The following is an 18,343-nucleotide window of genomic DNA, read 5'->3' as shown; positions in this document are numbered from 1 at the left end:
CCAAAGTTTTCGCGTTGAAGGGGCTCACTCGGCCGCTTCAGGATTCCTCCGGTTCTCCGCCGGCCCGACAATCTGCGAGGGCACCGGTGGTGCGGTGAAGATGATTTCGCGAGGCACGCGGTAATCCGGCCAGCGGACGTTCGGTTCTCCCGTGCTGGCTTGCCGCGTCGGTGAAAGCGGTTCGGGACTTGGCCGGATCGGCCAGGGTTTCCCCTGTTCCGGTGGAAATCCCCACAATGCCGGGCTGCCTTCGGCGGTCGTTCCTCCCGCAGCGTGTGTCAACTGATCCGTGCTCGCCGCCTGGCTCTCTGTCTTTATGTTGGAAGTTTCGGGGCGCTCCCGCGAGCACCCCGCTCCAAGTGCTATCCCCGCGACGATGAGAAACAGGAAAGCGGAAAGCGACGCGGTGCCGCACTTCCACTCAACGGTTGCGAATGAATTTCGAAAGGATACTGGATGTCGCAAGGTTGAATCTCCTTAAAGACACCATTGCCTTCTTGTGCCGGGAAGCCAATCGAGCAGCGTTTCGCGTTTCGGTCGAACCGATTTTGACTGGCTAGCGGCTGAGATTTCAAGCGGTGCCAAAACGCCCTATACGACGATTAATAGTCCGCATGCGGGCATTCGTTTAGCCTACAAGCAGCCAGAGCCCACCAATGCCTCCCAGGATCAGGGCTGCCATGTCGAACGTGTTCTGGGACATTTGTCGGAACACCCATCGGCCCAAGCCCACGCCGACGAGCGTCATGGGAACGGTATAGGTTGCAAAATGCATCGTCTCGGGTGTGATCATTCCTTCCAGCGCCATGGGCGCAATTTTCAAAAGATTGACCGTGAAGAAGAACATCGCCGTGGTGCCCATGAACTTGTCCTTGGGCAGATTCTGACTGAGAAGATACATCGTCATGACAGGACCGGCAGCATTTCCCACCATCGTGCTAAAGCCCGCCAGCATCCCCGTCAGCCAGACGTACCACCACTTCTGGCCATAGTGTCCGTTCGCGGAGGCCCGACGGTAAACCTCCAGAACGAACATGGCCACCACCAGCGCTCCCAGGATCGGTCGAAGCGCGTTTCCCCGCACATAATGCAAAAGCACGGCCCCAGCGATCAATCCCACGGCCACGGAGGGAAATAGTCTGATCAGCCGATCCCACGCTGTGTACCTGGCATACAGGTAGACGGCGAAGAGGTCACCGACAAGCAGAACCGGCACGAGCGCCCCCACCGAAAGAGCGGCGTCCTCGTGATAGGCCTGCGCCATCAGCACCACGGCGAGAATGGAAGCCCCCGGCACGCCTGTCTTGGAAAATCCCATGCAGACAGCCGACAGACCTCCCCACACCAGTCGCGCAACCCCCCCGGACATTCCGCGTTCCCCAGACTTGGGCTATTTTTGTGCCATGGCCTCGGCCAGAATTCGGGCTGTGCTTTCCCGCATGATCCGCGGATCGACCGGCCGCCCCTCACGGAGTGCCGCGCGAATCTCCTTTCCAGAGATTGAGACCGGCTTCTCGTTGGGATGATTCTCCATCAGATCGACCCGTCCCACTGACTCATAGTACGCTGCAAACCCCACACACAGGGGCTTGATCTTAAGATCGCCTCGCAATCGCTTGAAGATTTCCTGGGCATCGAAATCGCCCCAGATGGGCGTTCCGTCGTGATAGGGGGCGTCCGCATGCTTCCGCCCGATGATGATGTCCGTGAATCCAAAGTTCTGCCGGTAAATCGCATGCATGACGGCCTCCTTGGGACCGGCATAGAACATCTTGATGTCCAGGCCCACCAGAATCACACGGTCGGGCACGGATTCTCCCCGCGGTCCCCAGAGAGCTGGATCACTATCTCCGTCCCCGAGAGCACGCTGCTCGATGAGTGCCTCGTAGGTCCGCATGCGAACATCGGCAGGCACGTCGTCCCCCTTGGTTTCCCCGATCAACGGATTGAGACATGCCCCGGCATTGTAACCCTGACGAAGCAGCGTCTCCAAACCATAAACGAGGGCATACTCATGGGCGCGATGGAGGGGGTTGCGGGTTTGAAAGGCCACCACGCGTTCCCAACCCTTCTGCCGAATCAGTTCCCGAACCTCCCTCGGACGCAGAACATACTTGCCGAATCGAGGATGCTTCGGCTGCGGCAGGACCTGGATTTTTCCGCCAATGAGGTAATCCTTGTCCCCGTCCGCCTTCAACACCATATCGCCGCCGGGATGGTCGAACCGCTCGGTCAGATACACCCGCGTCAGGTACTTCCGCTTGTCCCACGGAAAGACATCGGTAAGCTCCAGCGTGGCGACAATCTCTCCTCGGGAGTTCACCAGAGCGACCTTCTCCCCCGGGCTCAACTGTTTGGCCAGCTCAGCCGTTACCGGGAAGGCCAGAGGAATCGTCCAGGCGTAGAGCCGCCCGTTGTACTCGATGACCTCTTCCTCCAGAACCCGATCGTAAACCTCGCGATCCATCGGCCCGGTGAGCGGACTGAGGGCACCATCCCCAAAGCGATAAACGGTGGAGAGGTCAGCATCCGACACCGGGACTTTCTTGAGCCGACTCGCTTCGGCCAGAAAATCGTCCCGCGCTTCCTCAGGAACAGTCAAATCCAGCGGTTCTGGAAGATCGCCATGGGCGGGAATCAAATCCTTTGTCATACGCTTCTGTTCCTCAAGCCAACCAAAGAGTCAATGACCAGGGCGCCGGAAAGCGCTGGTCACGGAAAATAGCCCTTGTGAGCGTGTCGCAAATTCCCGTTCGCCCATTCCCCGCGGAAGCACGGAGAGAATCCCAGCGTCGAGCCGGGGCAGCCGTCCCGTTATCCGCTCAGCCGACTTGCTACAGGGGGCTCCAGGATCCCCCGAGCGGATACCTCAAACGGCGAGGGCCTCGGCCTGCTCGGGCTGGCCGGAGGATTCGGCAGGTGCTGATTCCGGCTGGGCGATCGCCGCTTCCTCGCGCTTCCCAGGCAGTGCGGTGCCGGGATTGATCTCCTTAATTCGCACCCGCAGGTACAATTGCCGATGCCCCTTGCGACGACGATAATTCTTCCGTCGGCGGAACTTCTGAATGTAGATCTTGGGGCCGAGAAGGGTCTCCTGGACTTCCGCCACGACATACGCGGACTCGATTGTCGGCCGACCAAGGAGGAACGTCGAACCATCCCGAATGGCCAGCACCCGATCGAAGCGGATTTCTTTGGGAGCGAACGCGGCGCCATCTTCGGACTTTTCAGTGCTGAGGCGGTAATCGACGTCGAGCACCTGGCCAACCTCTACCTTGTACTGGCGTCCGCCGTCCTGAATGATCGCGTACATCTCGCACAACCTCGCTGTCGTTGGGGTATCTCCTGACCTAACCAGGGTCCGCAACCATAGGCAAATTCCGGCTAAGCGAGCCAAACCGCCTGTCCTCGCCGCCCGAATTGACAGTCCCTTCCCGGGAATTACCCTCCCCCTTTTCCCGGCAGGGGTTTGCAGCAGGTAAACCCTCATTAAACCCGCTGCGGCTCTGCTCATCAAGGGACGCTCATCCTGCCTGGACTATCCCCCCATATCTGTAAAATGTGAGATGCCGGCGGCACAAGGTCTCGCAGGGGCAATTCGTAAATTGCCGCGACCGTTTAAACGGGCAACTGGACCCAACAGTTTCGGCCCGGCCGAATCGCCAGCCAACTCCTGTCCGCCGGTGCCTCAGCCACTCACCCTTCTTCGGAGGGGCTGCGGTTCAATGAACCACTCGTCGAGGTAATGCCGAAATGTCAAATAGGGGTGGTAGAGTAACATCCACGGACCGGAGAACCGCATCACCTGCCGCACCAATTCCCGCATGTCCGGCTTGTAGCAGTGCACGGGGCACCGGACACAAGTGGTCTTATTCTCCCCGAAGGGGCACCGGTCAAGGCGGCACATGGCGTAGGTGAGGAGCTCCTGGCACTCCGGACACAGCGTCTTCTGGCCGTGCCTCTTGCGGCAGAAAATGCGGATCATCGCCTCGATCGTGCGGCGTTCTCGCTGGATTCGGCGCGATTTTCCAGAAGCCGTTTTGACAGCTCCGTTTCCCATATTAGGGACCTCGCACTGCAAATCGTTCACGGGGTGCGAATTGCCTGGGCTGGCCCAATCACCGATGCCGTGATGACTCGTCCACGGTTCACAGCAGCCAGCAGCAGCGCGTGCGGCCGACGCACCAATTGTAACAGTTGAATCTAGTATAAATGTACGATTATGCATTTTCAAGGGTTTTCGGTTACTTTTGCTCTTTCAAGCGTTTAAAATAGTAGGGGTGAAGGCGACGCGCCTCGGGCTGGACCGGCTCGGCGTACCTCGGGCAGGGGTGTATTTTCGGCATCAGTCCGGAACGCAACCCGCCCTGGCTGGGCCAGCTCCACATCGGCGTCGTTCCGAGACGCAACAACCGCGTGATAAGTCATCAGTCATTCCTGACATTCCGAGCGATCCGGTCGATTCTGATATTCCGGAAAACACGGGGAACATCAAAGGGTCAAATCAATCAACGTTAACATACCCAACGGCTGACTCGCTCCGGCAAGACGCTCCAGCCAGACCGTGAGACCGTTTGGTAGAAACCGCCACCGGACAGCGGACGCGGTGATAGGGTACGAAGGGGCAGGAAAATTCAAGGCTTTGACGTGGGGCGGCGTCCCGCCTTGGAATGAATTGACCGGACTGGGGATGGGGCTCCGGCGAAATCAGTTCAGTTCGTGAAAGGGTCACTCCCACTTGAATCGCGAATACATTTCCCACCTGCGGAAAAGACAACAGCGGCTGAGGTTGGTTCACCAGGAAGCCGTCTGCTCGCCGGGCAACCGGTCGGCATCATCCTTTTGGGGGGAGCATGAAGTATGACACCGAAACCTTTGCCTGCCTCCAAGCATCCGCGGCGCGGTTGGGTCGTGAAAGGTCCCCTTGTTGTGCTCGGCCTCATGATGATTGGGGTTCCCCTTGTGTGGTCTTTTCTCCCTCGCACGCTCTGGCAGGGGAACCATGACAAACCGTTGACCGCCAAAGTCATCCGAGGCGACTTTATCAACGAGATCACTGAGCGCGGGGACGTGGAAAGCGCCAGCAACGTCGAAATCCGCTGCGAGGTGGAAAGCCAGGGCAGCGGCGTGATGATCATCCGTATCGTACCCGAGGGAACCTATGTTCAGCCCGGTGATTTTCTCGTGGAGCTCGACTCCTCGGCCCTTCGCGATCAGTATGTTCAGCAACAGATCAAGGTGGCCAATGAGCAGGCCCTACTGATCCAGGCGCAGCGAGCACTTGATACGGCGCTGATTGCCAAGCAGGAGTATCTCGAAGGCCAGTACCGGCAGCAGCTGCTCGAGATCCAAATTCAGAACTTTATTGCGGAGGAAAACCGACGCCGAGCGGAAGACTACCTTAAATACAGCCAGAGCCTTGCCCAGAAAGGCTATATCACCCAGGCACAGTTGGAGGCCGACCAATTCGCCCTGAACAAGGCCATTAAAGAACTGGAATCCGCTCGCACCAAGCTCGATGTCCTCGAGCGGTTCACCAAAGTGAAGATGCTCAAGCAACTGGATGCCGACATCGAAACAGCCCGGGCCAAACTCGAGGCCCAGCAGCATTCCTATGAACTTCAGGTCCAGGAACTCAAGCGGATTGATGAACAGATTAAGAAGTGCGTCATCACGGCTCCCGCGGCGGGACAGGTGGTCTACGCCAACCAAGTCGGTGTCCGAGGACAGACAGACATCATCATCCAGGAAGGTGTCCGCGTCCGTCAGTATCAGACCATCATCCGACTCCCTGACCCCAAACGGATGCAGGTCAGGACCAAGGTGAACGAATCGAAGATCGGTCTCGTGCGGGAAGGCCTGCCGGCCAAGATCCGCGTGGACGCGCTGACTGGTGTGGAATTTGACGGCGAGGTCACCGACGTGGGCGAATACCCGCTGCCCACCTCGTTTTTCAACTCCAACGTCAAAGATTATCAGGTCGTTGTGAAAATCAACAATCCCTCGGAAAACCTTCGAGGCGGTCTGACGGCTCAGGTGACTATCCTTGCCCAGCGCGAGCCCAACGTCCTTCAGGTTCCCGTCCAGTCGGTGTTTGAAGTGGCGGGCGATTTCTACTGCATCACTGTCAATCCCGACGGAAGCCTCCAGCCGGTCAAGGTGGAGATCGGCCCCAGTAACGAAAAATTCGTGGTCATTCGTAAGGGACTCAGCGAGAACCAGGAAGTCGTTCTCAATGCGGCGGCCTATCGGGAAAAAGTAGGACTGGCTGAAAAGAATCAGCCCATGGTCGCCAGTTGGAGCCGGTCCCAGGGCGAACAGGCCAACGCCGCACAGGAAGCGGCAGCCAAAGAGGCGGAGGCGAGAAAGGCAAGATTCGCGGGAAGTGCGGCAGCCGAGAACCAGGGTAATGGTGCTTCCGGTGGTCCTGGCGAAGCCTCCCCCGCAACGACCCCGGGACGACCTCCGTTCGGTGGCGAACCGGGTGGGCCAGGCGGTGAGGGGCCCGGTGGGATGCGGCCACCGGGCGGCTTCAACCCCGCAATGATCGTGGACCGCATTTTTGAGCGAATGGACACCAACAAGGACGGCAAGCTCGATCCGTCGGAAATCCCCGAGGATCGCCGGGCAGAATTCATGCAGTCGGATACCAACGGCGATGGAGCCATCGACAAACAGGAATTGCTGGCGGGCTTTGAGAAAATGCGAGCGGCCGGCGGCTTCCCCGGAGGATTCGGTCGCCGGGGTGGCCCCGACGGTCGTCCGTCGCGCCCTGACAACGGGGAAGCCCAATGAGCATCGGCGTCTCAGTCCAGAATGTGACCAAAGATTACCACATGGGCACTGAGGTCGTTCACGCCCTCCGCGGTGTCTCCTTCGACGTGCCCGAGGGAGACTACGTGGCGATCATGGGGGCGTCCGGCTCCGGCAAGAGCACACTCCTCAACCTGCTGGGCTGCCTCGACCATCCGACTTCCGGCAAGATTCTGCTGGATGGCGAAAACGTCGCCGAAGCCAGTGACGATCGCCTCGCGGAACTCCGGGCTTCCAAAATCGGCTTTGTCTTCCAGTCCTTCAATCTCATTCCCCAGCTCACCGTTCTGGAAAATATCGAGGTGCCACTCTATTATCAGCGGCGGCTTTCGCCGAAAGAGCGGGCACGCTGTAAAGAACTGGCCGCAATGGTGGGTCTCGGAGAACGCCTCAATCACAGGCCCACCCAACTGTCCGGCGGTCAGCAGCAGCGGGTGGCCATTGCCCGGGCACTGGTCAACGATCCCATTTTCATCCTGGCTGATGAACCGACCGGAAACCTCGATTCCGTCACCACCGAGGAGATCATGAATCTCTTCGACGAACTCAACCGCCAGGGGAAAACGATCATCCTCGTGACGCACGAACTGGATGTGGGCAGCCGGGCCAAAAGGATCATCCGGCTTCGCGACGGAAAAATCGAGTCCATCACCGATAATCCGGCTCGCAGCTCCGCACGAACAAAAGCTGCTGTCAATTAGATAGCCGTCCTGATCACAGATGGTTCCATCCATGACAGTTCGAGAAGTCAACACCTGCCGATAAACACCCATGCTTGTTCTCTGGATTCGCACATTCCAACTCGGTGTCAAAAGCCTGATGCTTCATCCTCTGCGGTCCTTGCTGACCGTGTTGGGGATTTTTATCGGCGTGGCCAGCGTGATCTGGTTGCTGGCTATCGGGGAAGGCATCAGTCGCAAGGCCCAGGAGCAGATCGAAAGCCTGGGCGCCACCAACATCATCATCCGCTCCATTAAACCGCCGTCAGAGCAGATTCAGAGCTCGGGCCTGCTCCTGCAATATGGGATTACCCGGGCGGATTACGAACGGCTGGTCAGCACCATCCCCACCATCACCCGCGCCGTGCGAATTCGCGAACTGCGGCAGCGTTTCAGCTACGGTGGGCGGATGGTCGATGGTCGCCTGGTGGGCTGCACGCCCGAGTACAAGGACATCGTCCGGCTGGAAATGGACCGCGGTCGCTTCATCGAGGACACCGACCTGGAAGACCTCAAAAATTACTGCGTTCTGGCGGCGGGAACGGCCGAACGCCTGTTCCCTTTCGAAGATCCCATTGGAAAAGTCATCCGCATCGAAGAGCAATACTACGTGGTTGTGGGGGTGTGCAAACCGAAAATGCCGTCCGCTGGAATCGGCGGTTCGTTTGCCGCCCAGGACTTCTCCAGCGACGTGTACATCCCCATCACAACCCTCTGGTGGCGCATTGGGGACGTAATTTTCACCCGCCGGGCGGGGTCGTTGGAAGCGGAACAGGTGGAGTTGAGCCAAATCACCCTCCAGGTGGATAAAACAGAAAACGTTATCTCCACAGCCGATGTTGTGAAGGCCACCCTGGCCCGCTACCATCCCACGGAAGACTACGGTGTCACCGTCCCGTTGGAACTTCTCGAACAGGCCCGCATCACCCGAATGATGTTCATGATCTTCATGGGCCTTATCGCGGGCATTTCGCTCGTGGTGGGTGGTATCGGCATCATGAACATCATGCTCGCCACGGTCACCGAAAGGACCCGCGAAATCGGTATCCGCCGGGCGTTGGGGGCCAAGCGACGGGACATCATCCGGCAATTTCTCGTCGAAACGGTGGTGCTCTCGACCCTCGGCGGGATTACAGGCATCCTCGTCGGTTTCATCTGTCCCCTACTCAGCGAGGCCATTATGAGCGCCATCCAGATTCTCATGCCACGGGTGTACGACTCGCTGCCGGAGATCGTGCGGACCATGCGGCCGGTGATCGTTCCCAGCTCCGTCCCCCTGGCTTTTGGGATTGCGGTGGCCGTGGGTGTTATTTTCGGCCTCTATCCTGCCCGACGGGCCGCCAATATGGATCCGATCGAGGCCCTTCGGCATGAATAATGGGGCCACAGTTTCCCCGGCGGAATTTCCGGCCCAAACTCAGGGCTCGCCGAACACTTTTCCGGCGGCAACAATAACATGAGAGAGGAACTAACTGTTCTCGGAAAAATTCCCGCCATAGGGGGACCGGCAGGACAGTTGGCGAACTCTTCTAACAGGTCACACTGGATTCATTAAAAGTGGTGAAACCCATGAGTATTATCGACGGTCAAAAGCCCATTTTCCGCAGCGAGCAGCCGGTCATCCGGCGGCGAACCCGGATCGGCTTCCGGCCAACGGATGATTACAAGGTCATCCAGGCCCAGGCGGTGCTCAGCCTGGTGCTGGGTGTGCTCTCCATCTTCTGCTTCTTCACCGTTTATTTGTTCTGGATTCCCCTGGGTGGTTTGATTTTCGGCTGGATTGCCCGCAAGGAAATCGCGAAATCGCCGAAGGAACGACTCGGCCTGGGAATGGCCCAGACGGGGATCATCCTTTCCCTCGTTTTCGGTGTGCTGGGATGCGGCTGGGTCATGTACACGTATCTGGCAGAGGCTCCCCCCGGATACAAATTGATCACCTTCGCCGAACTCCAACCGGATCCCAACGAGCCCAAGCTCATTCCCCAGTTCGCGCGAGATCTCGAGGAGAAAAAAGTCTTCGTGTGGGGATACATGGTGCCGGGTGAAAAACAGTACGGCATCACAGACTTCGTGCTCGTGGAACAGCTTTCCCATTGCCAGTTTTGCCAGTCCCAGCTTCGGCCCACCCAGATGATCGAAGTCCATTTCAAAAATGGGCTCTCTGTGGATTATTCCACGAAGAGAATCGGGGTGGGTGGCGTGTTCACGTCGAACCCGGACGTCCTCAAACAGCAGTTCGGCGGGATTGTGTACCGCATCGAAGCCGATACCGTCCGCTGAAAGAAACGCGGGTCGGCCACTGGTGAGAGGCCCGCTCGGGGGACTAGAATACACAAAGGGTGTTCTCGTATACGGCCGTCGCCATGTTTTCATGCTCGTGCGACGCCGTATCACGGCGCACAGCCAACGAGCACATCAAACTTGCCGCCCGTGACCGGCCCCCATGATCGACGCGGCCACCGTACACTCTGCTGGTCGTGGAACCCAGCCGGGCACGTGGACGGACACGGTTCGAGCACATTACAGGGAAACAACCTGGAGGGGACTGATGCCAGTCCAGATGCAACTTGCCCGAATTGTCCTCAGCGACATCGCGGAAGAGCAAATCATTTACCTCAAAGAGGTGGACGGAGACCGGGCATTTCCGATCGTCATCGGCGTCTTCGAAGCCCAGAGCATTTATCGGGCGGTGAGGAATGTCGTGTTGCCACGCCCAATGACGCACGATCTTATCATCAATATTCTGCAGGAACTTTCCATCGAGCCGCAGGACGTCCTCATCAGCGAACTTCGCGAACACACTTACTTTGCACGACTCCGGTTTCGGCAGAACGGCTCGCTGGTGGAGGTGGACGCCCGTCCGTCGGATGCCATTGCCATCGCCGTACGATGGAAACCTCCCCTGCCCATCTACGTCGCAGAAGAGGTGCTCAGCGAGGCCCTCGATCAATGACCACCTGGGCAATCTGGACGCCCAGCGCCTCTGGGAGCGTCCAGTTCTGAACGCTTCTCGGTAAAGGTGGGAAAGCTTCAGCGTGCCGTGGCAACCGACAACACGGTTTCCCTGGGCAGCGTCGGCTCGGTGCACAGCCATTCGTGAATCGCCCGGGCAGCTTCCCGGCCGTGATTGATGGCGTGCACCACCAGCGACGCGCCCTTGACTGTGTCTCCCGCCGCAAACACGCCGGGCACGGAGGTCATCCACTTCTTGACGACCACGTTTCCCCGCTGGTCGAGCTGAAGGCCAAATTGCTGGACGAGCCCTTCATGCTCCACGTGCAAAAAGCCCATGGCCAGGAGCACGAGGTCCGCCGGGACCGTGAAGTCCGTCCCCGGTTTCTCCCGCATTTCCCAGCCTTTCGGCCCGCGGATCCATTCCACTTCACAGGCGTGAAGATGGGTCACCTGGCCGTCTTTGACAGAGAGGGCTTTGGTGAGCACGCTCCAGCGGCGGACGCATCCCTCTTCGTGAGAGGTGGAAGTCCGCATGATCCGCGGCCAGAGCGGCCAGGGCGTCTCCGGATTTTTACCCTCCGGGGGTTTGGGCAGAATTTCAATTTGCAGGACTGACTTGGCGCCCTGTCGGATGGCCGTGCCGACACAGTCACTCCCCGTATCCCCACCTCCAATGACAACCACATGCTTGTCTTTGGCGTAGATGGCATCCGGTCCGGTGGTGGGAACAGGATCACCGGCAATCCGGCGATTCTGCTGGGTGAGGTAGTCCATCGCAAAATGGACTCCTTTTGCATCCGCACCGGGAACGGTCAGCGGTCGCGGCTTGCCGGCGCCCATGGCCAGAAGAATCGCGTGGAAGCTCCGCCGCAATTCGTCGGCCGTGATGTCACGCCCCACCCACACGTTCGGCTCGAAGTGCACTCCCTCGGCGACCATCTGCTCCAGTCGCCGGTCGATGATGTGTTTTTCCAGCTTGAAATCGGGAATGCCGTAGCGGAGCAGTCCACCGATCCGGTCCGACTTTTCGAAGACAATGACCTCATGTCCGAGACGGCAAAGCTGCTGGGCGGCGGCCAATCCTGCCGGGCCGGAGCCGATAATGGCCACTCGCTTCCCGGTTCGCTGCGCCGGCTTGATGGGCCGCACCCATTTCTCGGCAAACGCCCGCTCGGCAATTTGATACTCAATGTGCTTGATCGTCACCGGTTGCGAGTTGATGGAGAGGGTGCAGGCCGCCTCGCACGGGGCAGGACACACACGGCCGGTGATCTCGGGAAAATTGTTGGTGGAATGCAGGTTGTCGGCCGCCTCCCGCCATTTTCCGCGATATACCAAATCGTTGAATTCCGGAATCCGGTTCTTGACCGGGCAGCCCGACATGTGACAAAACGGGATGCCACAGTCCATGCAGCGTGCCGCCTGTTCGTTGAGAATACGCTCGGCGAGTGGCAGATCGATTTCCCGCCAATCGTGGATCCTTTCCTCCACAGGCCGGTGACCTGCGTCCACCCGCGGATATTTCAAAAACCCTGTTGGATTACCCACTGAACACCTCCTCTGTTGCCGGTGTTTGATCTGCCCGAACCTGTTCCTGCTCTCTCATCCTTTCCAGCGCCGCCCGGTATTCGATGGGCATGACCTTGACGAATTTGCCCACCGCTTCCGGCCACTGCTCCAGGAGCCGTTTGGCCTGAGCACTTCCCGTCCACACGTAGTGCCGCTCGATGAGGCTGCGGAGCAGTTTCTGATCCTCCGGCTGCCACACGGACTCCAGGTCCACCATATCGAGATTACAGAGGGTATCGAACAGTTGATGCTCATCGAGGACGTACGCGACACCCCCGCTCATACCGGCGGCGAAGTTCCGGCCGGTCCGTCCCAGCACGACCACGATTCCACCGGTCATGTACTCACAGCCGTGGTCACCGACGCCTTCCACGACGGCCACGGCACCACTGTTACGGACAGCAAAACGCTCGCCCGCCAGCCCATTGATGAACACCTCGCCGGACGTGGCTCCGTACAGAAGCGTGTTTCCCACGATGACGTTTTCCGTGGGGTCAAACGGACTTCCCGGCGGAGTCCGCACGACGATCCGGCCACCGGAGAGTCCCTTTCCGAGATAGTCATTCGCGTCGCCGATGAGCTCTAAAGTGATGCCCGGCGCGAGAAAGGCCCCGAAACTTTGGCCAGCCGAACCGCGAAAAACAAGGTGAATGGTGCTGTCGGGCAAGCCAGCGCTGCCGTATTTCTTAGTCACGTAATAACTGATCGTGCTCCCCACCGCACGGTGGATATTACGAATCGGCATCTCCAGGACTACCGGCTTTTTTTCTTCCAGAGCACTCTGAATCTGGGGCAGGATCTGCCGGTCGAGATGATCCAAATGCTTGTTTGTCTGGGGACGGATGCGACGAAGCGGCACATTGGGGAATCCCGGCGGTGGTGTCAGCAGGGCAGAAAAATCGAGCCCTTTCGCCTTCCAGTGGTTGACAGCCCGCTGCACCTTCAGCCGATCCACCCGACCGACCATCTCGTCAAATCGGCGGAAGCCGAGCTTGGCCATCCAGTGGCGAACTTCCTCAGCGACGAACAGCAGATATCTGATGAGGTATTCCGCCCGACCGGCAAAACGCTCCCGCAACTCGGGCTTCTGCGTGGCGATACCCACCGGGCAGGTGCCGAGATGGCATTTCCGCATCAGGATGCAGCCCAGTGAAACGAGAGCCGCCGTGCCAAAGCCGAAGCGTTCCGCTCCCAGGAGAGCCCCGATCACCACGTCGCGGCCGGTCCGCATCTGCCCGTCCACCTGAACGAGGATGCGATCCCGCAGACCGTTGGCCACCAGGGTCTGCTGCGTCTCCGCCAGGCCGATTTCCCAGGGAATCCCTGCATGCTTGATGGAAGACCACGGGCTGGCTCCCGTACCGCCGTCGTGACCGCTGATGAGCACCTCATCGGCATTGGCCTTGGCCACACCTGCCGCGACAGTCCCCACGCCGACTTCCGCCACCAGTTTCACCGAAACCAGAGCTTCCGGATTGGCCGCCTTGAGGTCGTAAATCAACTGGGCCAGATCTTCGATGGAGTAAATGTCATGGTGGGGCGGAGGCGAAATGAGAGACACACCGGGCGTCGAATGCCGCAACCGAGCGATTTCCTCCGTGACTTTATGTCCAGGAAGCTGTCCCCCTTCCCCCGGCTTCGCCCCCTGCGCCATTTTTATCTGGAGCATCTTGGCATTAGCCAGATACTCGATGGTCACTCCAAACCGACCGCTGGCCACCTGTTTGATGCCACAGTTCGCCGAATCCCCGTTGGGCAGTGGCCGGTAACGGATGGGGTCTTCGCCCCCCTCACCCGTGTTCGCCAGGGCCCCCAGCCGGTTCATCGCAATGGCCAGCGTTTCATGAGCCTCCTTGCTGATCGAACCATGAGACATCGCGCCGGTATAGAAGCGCTGGACAATCGAACTGGCGGGCTCCACCTCGTCGAGGGGAACCGGTTCTCCATATTCAAAGTCGAACAGCCCGCGAAGTGTGCAGAGGGCTTCGTTCTGCTTGTTCACACGATCCGCAAACTCCAGGTATTTATTCCAGTCGTTGTTAATGACGGCATGCTGGAGGAGAGTCACCGTCTCGGCATTCCACAGATGACGTTCTCCGTCCAGCCGCTCGTGATACTCGCCGCCGAAATCGAGAGGCAAAGCCCACGGTTCTCGCGGTCCAAAGCCGCTGTGGTGGCGAGCCAGAGCCTCCTCTGCAATGACTTTCAGATCCACCCCGCCGATTCGCGAGGCCGTTCCGCAAAAATATCTGTCCACCACCGAGCGGTCCAGTCCCACTGCCTCGAACTGCTGGGCAGCGTGGTAACTTCGCAGGGTGGATATCCCCATCTTGGACATCGTTTTGAGGATGCCCTTCTTCACCGCGTTGATGTACCGATCGATGGCTTCCTCAAGCGTCAGTCCGGACGGCAAGTCTTTATTACGATAGAGGTGGTAAATCGCTTCATAGGCGAGATAGGGGTTGATGGCGTTGGCCCCATATCCCAGCAGCAGGCAGAAGTGCATGACCTCGCGAGGTTCACCGCTTTCGATAATCAGGCCCGCTTCACCTCGCAATCCTCGCTGCAGCAGCCCATGGTGAACCGCCGCTGTGGCAAGGAGGCTGGGGATGGCTGCCCAGGCCCCATTCACTCCGCGATCACTGAGGATGAGCAGCGAGGCCCCCTCGTGGATGGCCTTTTCGGCCGACGCAACCAGGTTCTCCACTGCCTCCCGCAATGCGCGCTCAGGGTCATCCACGTGTGCCGGAAAGAGCATGCTCAGCGTCGCCACCTTCAGGTGCGGATGGTTCGCCTCCCTGAGCCGCCGCATGTCGTCGTTGGTCAAAATCGGATGCGGGAGCTTCAACTGGCGGCAATGTTCCGGTTGTTCATCCAGCAGGTTCCCGTGCTTGCCCGTGAACGTCATCAAAGACATAACCAATCCTTCCCGCAGCGGGTCGATGGGAGGATTGGTCACCTGTGCAAACAGTTGCTTGAAGTAGTTGAACAACAGCTTGGGCTTGTCGGAGAGCACAGGCAGCGCCGCGTCATTGCCCATCGATCCGACCGGCTCCTGGCCATCACGGGCCATCGGAGCGAGAATCATCGTCAGATCCTCACCGGTGTAGCCAAAGGCCCGCAATCGCTCAAAAAGTGTTTTCGGATCACTGTCGGTATTCGTGGAAGGCAGGAAGAGCCCCCGCAGCTCGATGCGATTCTGTTCCAGCCATCGCCGGTACGGCCGCTGGCGGCTGAGCTTCCCCTTGACTTCGTTGTCGGAGATAATCCGCTGTTCCACGGTGTCCACGAGAAACATCCTGCCGGGCTGAAGACGCCCTTTCTGGCGGATTTTTTCCGGCGGAAACTCGACCACGCCAGTCTCGCTTGCCAGGATAACGAGTCCGTCGTCGGTGACGAGGTAGCGGCAGGGGCGCAAACCGTTACGGTCGAGCGTGCCCCCGACGAGTCGACCGTCCGTGAACACGATCGCCGCCGGACCGTCCCACGGTTCCATGATCGCCGCGTGATACTCGTAGAAGGCACGTTTGTCGGTGCTGATGTGATACTTCGGCCCGAAGGCTTCCGGAATCATCATCATGAGGGCGTGGGGCGCCGACCGACCACCACGCACGAGCAACTCCATGCAGTTGTCGAACGCCGCGGAGTCGCTCACCCCCGGCTCGATGATCGGGCAGATTTCCTTGATATCGTCCCCGAAAAGCGGCGATGACATCCGTTTCTCGTAAGCCGCCAAATGATTGATATTGCCCCGTAGCGTATTGATCTCCCCGTTGTGGGCAATCATGCGGAACGGCTGCGCCAGTTTCCAGCTTGGGAAGGTGTTGGTGCTGTAGCGCTGATGGACGATGGCCAGTGCGGAAACCACGCGGGGATCAGAAAGGTCCGGATAGTAGGCCGCCAGTTGCGGCGCCAGAAACATCCCCTTGTATACGATCGTGTAGCACGACATCGAGGGGATATAAAAATCGACCGCCGCATCGCCAAGCTCGCGACGAACACGATGCTCCAGCTTCTTCCGCGTGACAAACAGCCGCCGTTCGAGGTCCTCTTCGGCAAGTCCCAGGCCATCAATAAAGAACTGAAAAATCCGTGGTTCACAAGCCCGGGCAATTTCCCCAAGGCAGCTATTATCGCTGGGAACCTCCCGACGGCCGAGAAGTTTCAGGCCCGCCCGGGCGATCTCCGCCTCCAAAATCGCTTCGCAGCGGATGCGAATCTCATCCTCCCGCGGGAAGAAGACCATCGCCACCCCATAACGCTTGGGAGGGGGAAGAGCAACGTCCTCCCGAGCGAGTTCCTCTTCGAAAAATTCGTGTGGAATCTGAAACAAAATGCCTGCACCGTCGCCGGTCACTTCGTCGGCCACGGACGCCCCGCGGTGCATCAAATTAAGCAGAATCTGCTTACCGTACTCGATAATCTGATGATCCCGCCGGCCCGAAATATTCACCACAGCCCCAATACCGCAAGCGTCATGCTCATACTGAGGATCATAGAGTCCGTAAGGTTTGGGGTGCAAGCGATTGAATGACTGACTCATTGGCCTTAAATCCTGCTTCAACACTGTGCTCCGAAAGATCCCATCCCCGCATTCTACGCGGAAAGCTGCAGCTTTCCAAGTTAAACGTGGCGACTGGCCCACTTAAAGGCTTTCTCAGGCGGGAAAAGACAGCGCCGTCAGGAGGACTATCGTCCACAGCTTCCCCGGGGCGATTACCTGCGTTATGGTCTATTCTAATTGGGCTGATCTCATCGGAAGCCGAAATTCCCGCCCCGCCACGCTTATGGCGCGCCTGGCCAGAAGATAATAGAGCGTTACATAACCGCGCAGGTTCGGGAACAAATACAATCACTCCTAGATAAGTTTTGATTTTTCCGCTTTATGGCCGATCACTGCCGACTTTTGCGCCAAGACAATAAAGGTATTTTCGCCCCCGAAGGAAGATTTGTCCGTCGGACACGGCGGGCGACGCGATGGTGCGATCGTTGACTCGGTTGACGGCCAGAACCTCGTATTTTTCCCCCGCTCGCACCACCGTGCACTGACCAGCCGTATCCAAAAAGTAGATCCTGCCCTCCGCGGCAATTGGGGACGCCTTGATGTCGCGGCCGATGCGCTCGCGCCACTTCAACTCCCCCGTTTTCGCATCAAGGCATTGGACGACTCCGTTATCCGCTGCAAGGTAGAGCAGTCCCTGGTAGTACACGGGACTTGGCGAATCGGGATTGTTCCCCTCATAACGCCAGAGGATGCGATCAGCGGGCAGTTCTCCAGTACCACCGATGCGGGCGGCAAAGGTCGCCCCGCGCATGCCTATTGTCGCAAAAACAATATCTCCGGAGATCGTCGGCCCGGTGATTGTCCGGTTTCCTTTCAGGCCTGGCAAATACCACAGGCGCTGACCGGTTCGCGCATCGTAGCAGTCAAGCCACTCCGCCCCCATCACAAGAATCTCCGCACGATCCCCTACCCGGCGCACAAGCGGCGTCGTGTAGGCATCGCAACTCTCCTTTTCTGCCCCGGTCATTCGCGGCGTGTACCAAACTTCCCAGCCAGATTTTAAATCGTGTGCCACAACATAACTTGGGTGCGGCTTCTCCTGCAGATCGGCAAGCGAGTCCTGCATGCAGACCGAAATGACCAAGCCATCCACAATGACCGGACTGTTCGCATGTCCCCACCAGATCGTATATCGCCCGTAATCTTTTTGCAGGTTTCTCCGCCAGAGCAATTCCCCGGCAAAGTTGAAGACGGCCAGGTCTCCGTTCCCGAAATGAGCCACCACATGCTCGCCATCCGTCACCACCGAAGGACTCGCGTTGTTATTGAGGTTATGGAACTTCTGGTAACCTCGCGGGGCATCTCTTGGCGTATCGGCGGTTCCCACCTGCCGGGTCCATACGATCCGCCCGGTTGCTTTGTCCACGCGCAGGACAAGCAGACGATCGTCAGCCTGGGTGGTGAGGAAAATCGCGTCACCCCAGATAACAGGGGTGGAATTCCCCCATTCCGGAATCTCCGTTTTCCAGATGATCCCTTCGCCCGTCTCTTCCGACCACCTCAGTGGCAGACCTGTCTCGCGACAGACACCCGTTCCTTCAGGCCCCCGCCAAGCCGGCCAGTTATCCGCCCAAAGAGGGCTGGCGAAAACCACCGGCATTAAACAGGCAAACCACGGCAACCCCCCGATTGCCGTGGGAATCGAACGCCGAAACCGGCACAACACCGGGGAAAACGAGCACCGACCTACCATGAACCCGCTCGCTGATTGAAGGACGCCCTG

At 58.8% G+C, this 18,343-nt stretch carries 12 protein-coding genes and 1 pseudogene; 5 read left to right on the top strand and 8 right to left on the bottom strand.

Going from position 1 to position 18,343, the window contains the following annotated elements:
- Nucleotides 1-24 precede the first annotated feature (24 nt).
- The 5 genes and pseudogenes from THTE_RS02405 to THTE_RS02385 form a co-directional block, all read right to left on the bottom strand.
- Nucleotides 25-465 carry a hypothetical protein gene (locus tag THTE_RS02405; RefSeq protein WP_095413939.1) on the bottom strand — a complete coding sequence of 147 codons (441 nt, stop codon included), beginning with the start codon at nt 463-465 and terminating at the stop codon, nt 25-27.
- Nucleotides 466-628: 163 nt separating this feature from the next.
- Complete coding sequence (locus THTE_RS02400; protein WP_095413938.1) at nt 629-1,369, bottom strand: sulfite exporter TauE/SafE family protein; 741 nt, start codon at nt 1,367-1,369, stop codon at nt 629-631.
- 21 nt (nt 1,370-1,390) lie between these two features.
- Nucleotides 1,391-2,653, bottom strand: a complete 1,263-nt coding sequence (locus THTE_RS02395; protein WP_095413937.1) for a sulfate adenylyltransferase — start codon at nt 2,651-2,653, stop codon at nt 1,391-1,393.
- A 330-nt stretch (nt 2,654-2,983) separates the two neighbouring features.
- Nucleotides 2,984-3,313 (bottom strand): annotated as a pseudogene (rplU, locus tag THTE_RS02390) (50S ribosomal protein L21); the annotation flags it as partial.
- Nucleotides 3,314-3,688: 375 nt separating this feature from the next.
- Nucleotides 3,689-4,060, bottom strand: a complete 372-nt coding sequence (locus tag THTE_RS02385; protein WP_095413935.1) for a nitrous oxide-stimulated promoter family protein — start codon at nt 4,058-4,060, stop codon at nt 3,689-3,691.
- Nucleotides 4,061-4,860: 800 nt separating this feature from the next.
- Between THTE_RS02385 and THTE_RS02380 the strand changes: the two genes are divergently transcribed.
- The 5 genes from THTE_RS02380 to THTE_RS02360 all read left to right on the top strand — a co-directional run bounded on the left by THTE_RS02380 (nt 4,861) and on the right by THTE_RS02360 (nt 10,485).
- The gene (locus tag THTE_RS02380) at nt 4,861-6,795 is read left to right on the top strand and encodes an efflux RND transporter periplasmic adaptor subunit (protein ID WP_095413934.1); all 1,935 of its coding nucleotides are present in this window, start codon (nt 4,861-4,863) and stop codon (nt 6,793-6,795) included.
- Nucleotides 6,792-7,514, top strand: a complete 723-nt coding sequence (locus THTE_RS02375) for an ABC transporter ATP-binding protein (RefSeq protein WP_095413933.1) — start codon at nt 6,792-6,794, stop codon at nt 7,512-7,514. The genes THTE_RS02380 and THTE_RS02375 overlap by 4 nt, the downstream gene beginning before the upstream one ends.
- Before the next feature lie 70 nt (nt 7,515-7,584).
- The gene (locus THTE_RS02370; protein WP_095413932.1) at nt 7,585-8,910 is read left to right on the top strand and encodes an ABC transporter permease; all 1,326 of its coding nucleotides are present in this window, start codon (nt 7,585-7,587) and stop codon (nt 8,908-8,910) included.
- Nucleotides 8,911-9,101: 191 nt separating this feature from the next.
- A complete protein-coding gene (locus THTE_RS02365; RefSeq protein WP_095413931.1) occupies nt 9,102-9,812 on the top strand; it encodes a DUF4190 domain-containing protein in 711 nt (236 codons plus the stop codon).
- A gap of 268 nt (nt 9,813-10,080) precedes the next feature.
- Nucleotides 10,081-10,485, top strand: a complete 405-nt coding sequence (locus THTE_RS02360) for a bifunctional nuclease family protein (RefSeq protein WP_095413930.1) — start codon at nt 10,081-10,083, stop codon at nt 10,483-10,485.
- Between the two features lie 77 nt (nt 10,486-10,562).
- Here the strand turns inward: THTE_RS02360 and THTE_RS02355 are convergent, their stop codons facing one another.
- The 3 genes from THTE_RS02355 to THTE_RS02345 form a co-directional block, all read right to left on the bottom strand.
- Complete coding sequence (locus tag THTE_RS02355) at nt 10,563-12,035, bottom strand: glutamate synthase subunit beta (RefSeq protein WP_095413929.1); 1,473 nt, start codon at nt 12,033-12,035, stop codon at nt 10,563-10,565.
- Nucleotides 12,028-16,599, bottom strand: a complete 4,572-nt coding sequence (gene gltB, locus THTE_RS02350; RefSeq protein WP_207651759.1) for a glutamate synthase large subunit — start codon at nt 16,597-16,599, stop codon at nt 12,028-12,030. The genes THTE_RS02355 and gltB overlap by 8 nt, the downstream gene beginning before the upstream one ends.
- A 340-nt stretch (nt 16,600-16,939) precedes the next feature.
- Nucleotides 16,940-18,313, bottom strand: coding sequence for an outer membrane protein assembly factor BamB family protein (locus THTE_RS02345; protein ID WP_095413928.1), 1,374 nt, complete (start codon nt 18,311-18,313; stop codon nt 16,940-16,942).
- Nucleotides 18,314-18,343: the final 30 nt, after the last annotated feature.

The organism is Thermogutta terrifontis, from assembly GCF_002277955.1.
Classification (GTDB): Bacteria; Planctomycetota; Planctomycetia; order Pirellulales; family Thermoguttaceae; genus Thermogutta; species Thermogutta terrifontis.
The sequence above is the reverse complement of the archived record's forward strand: the minus strand, read 5'-3'. Positions and strand labels throughout refer to the sequence as shown.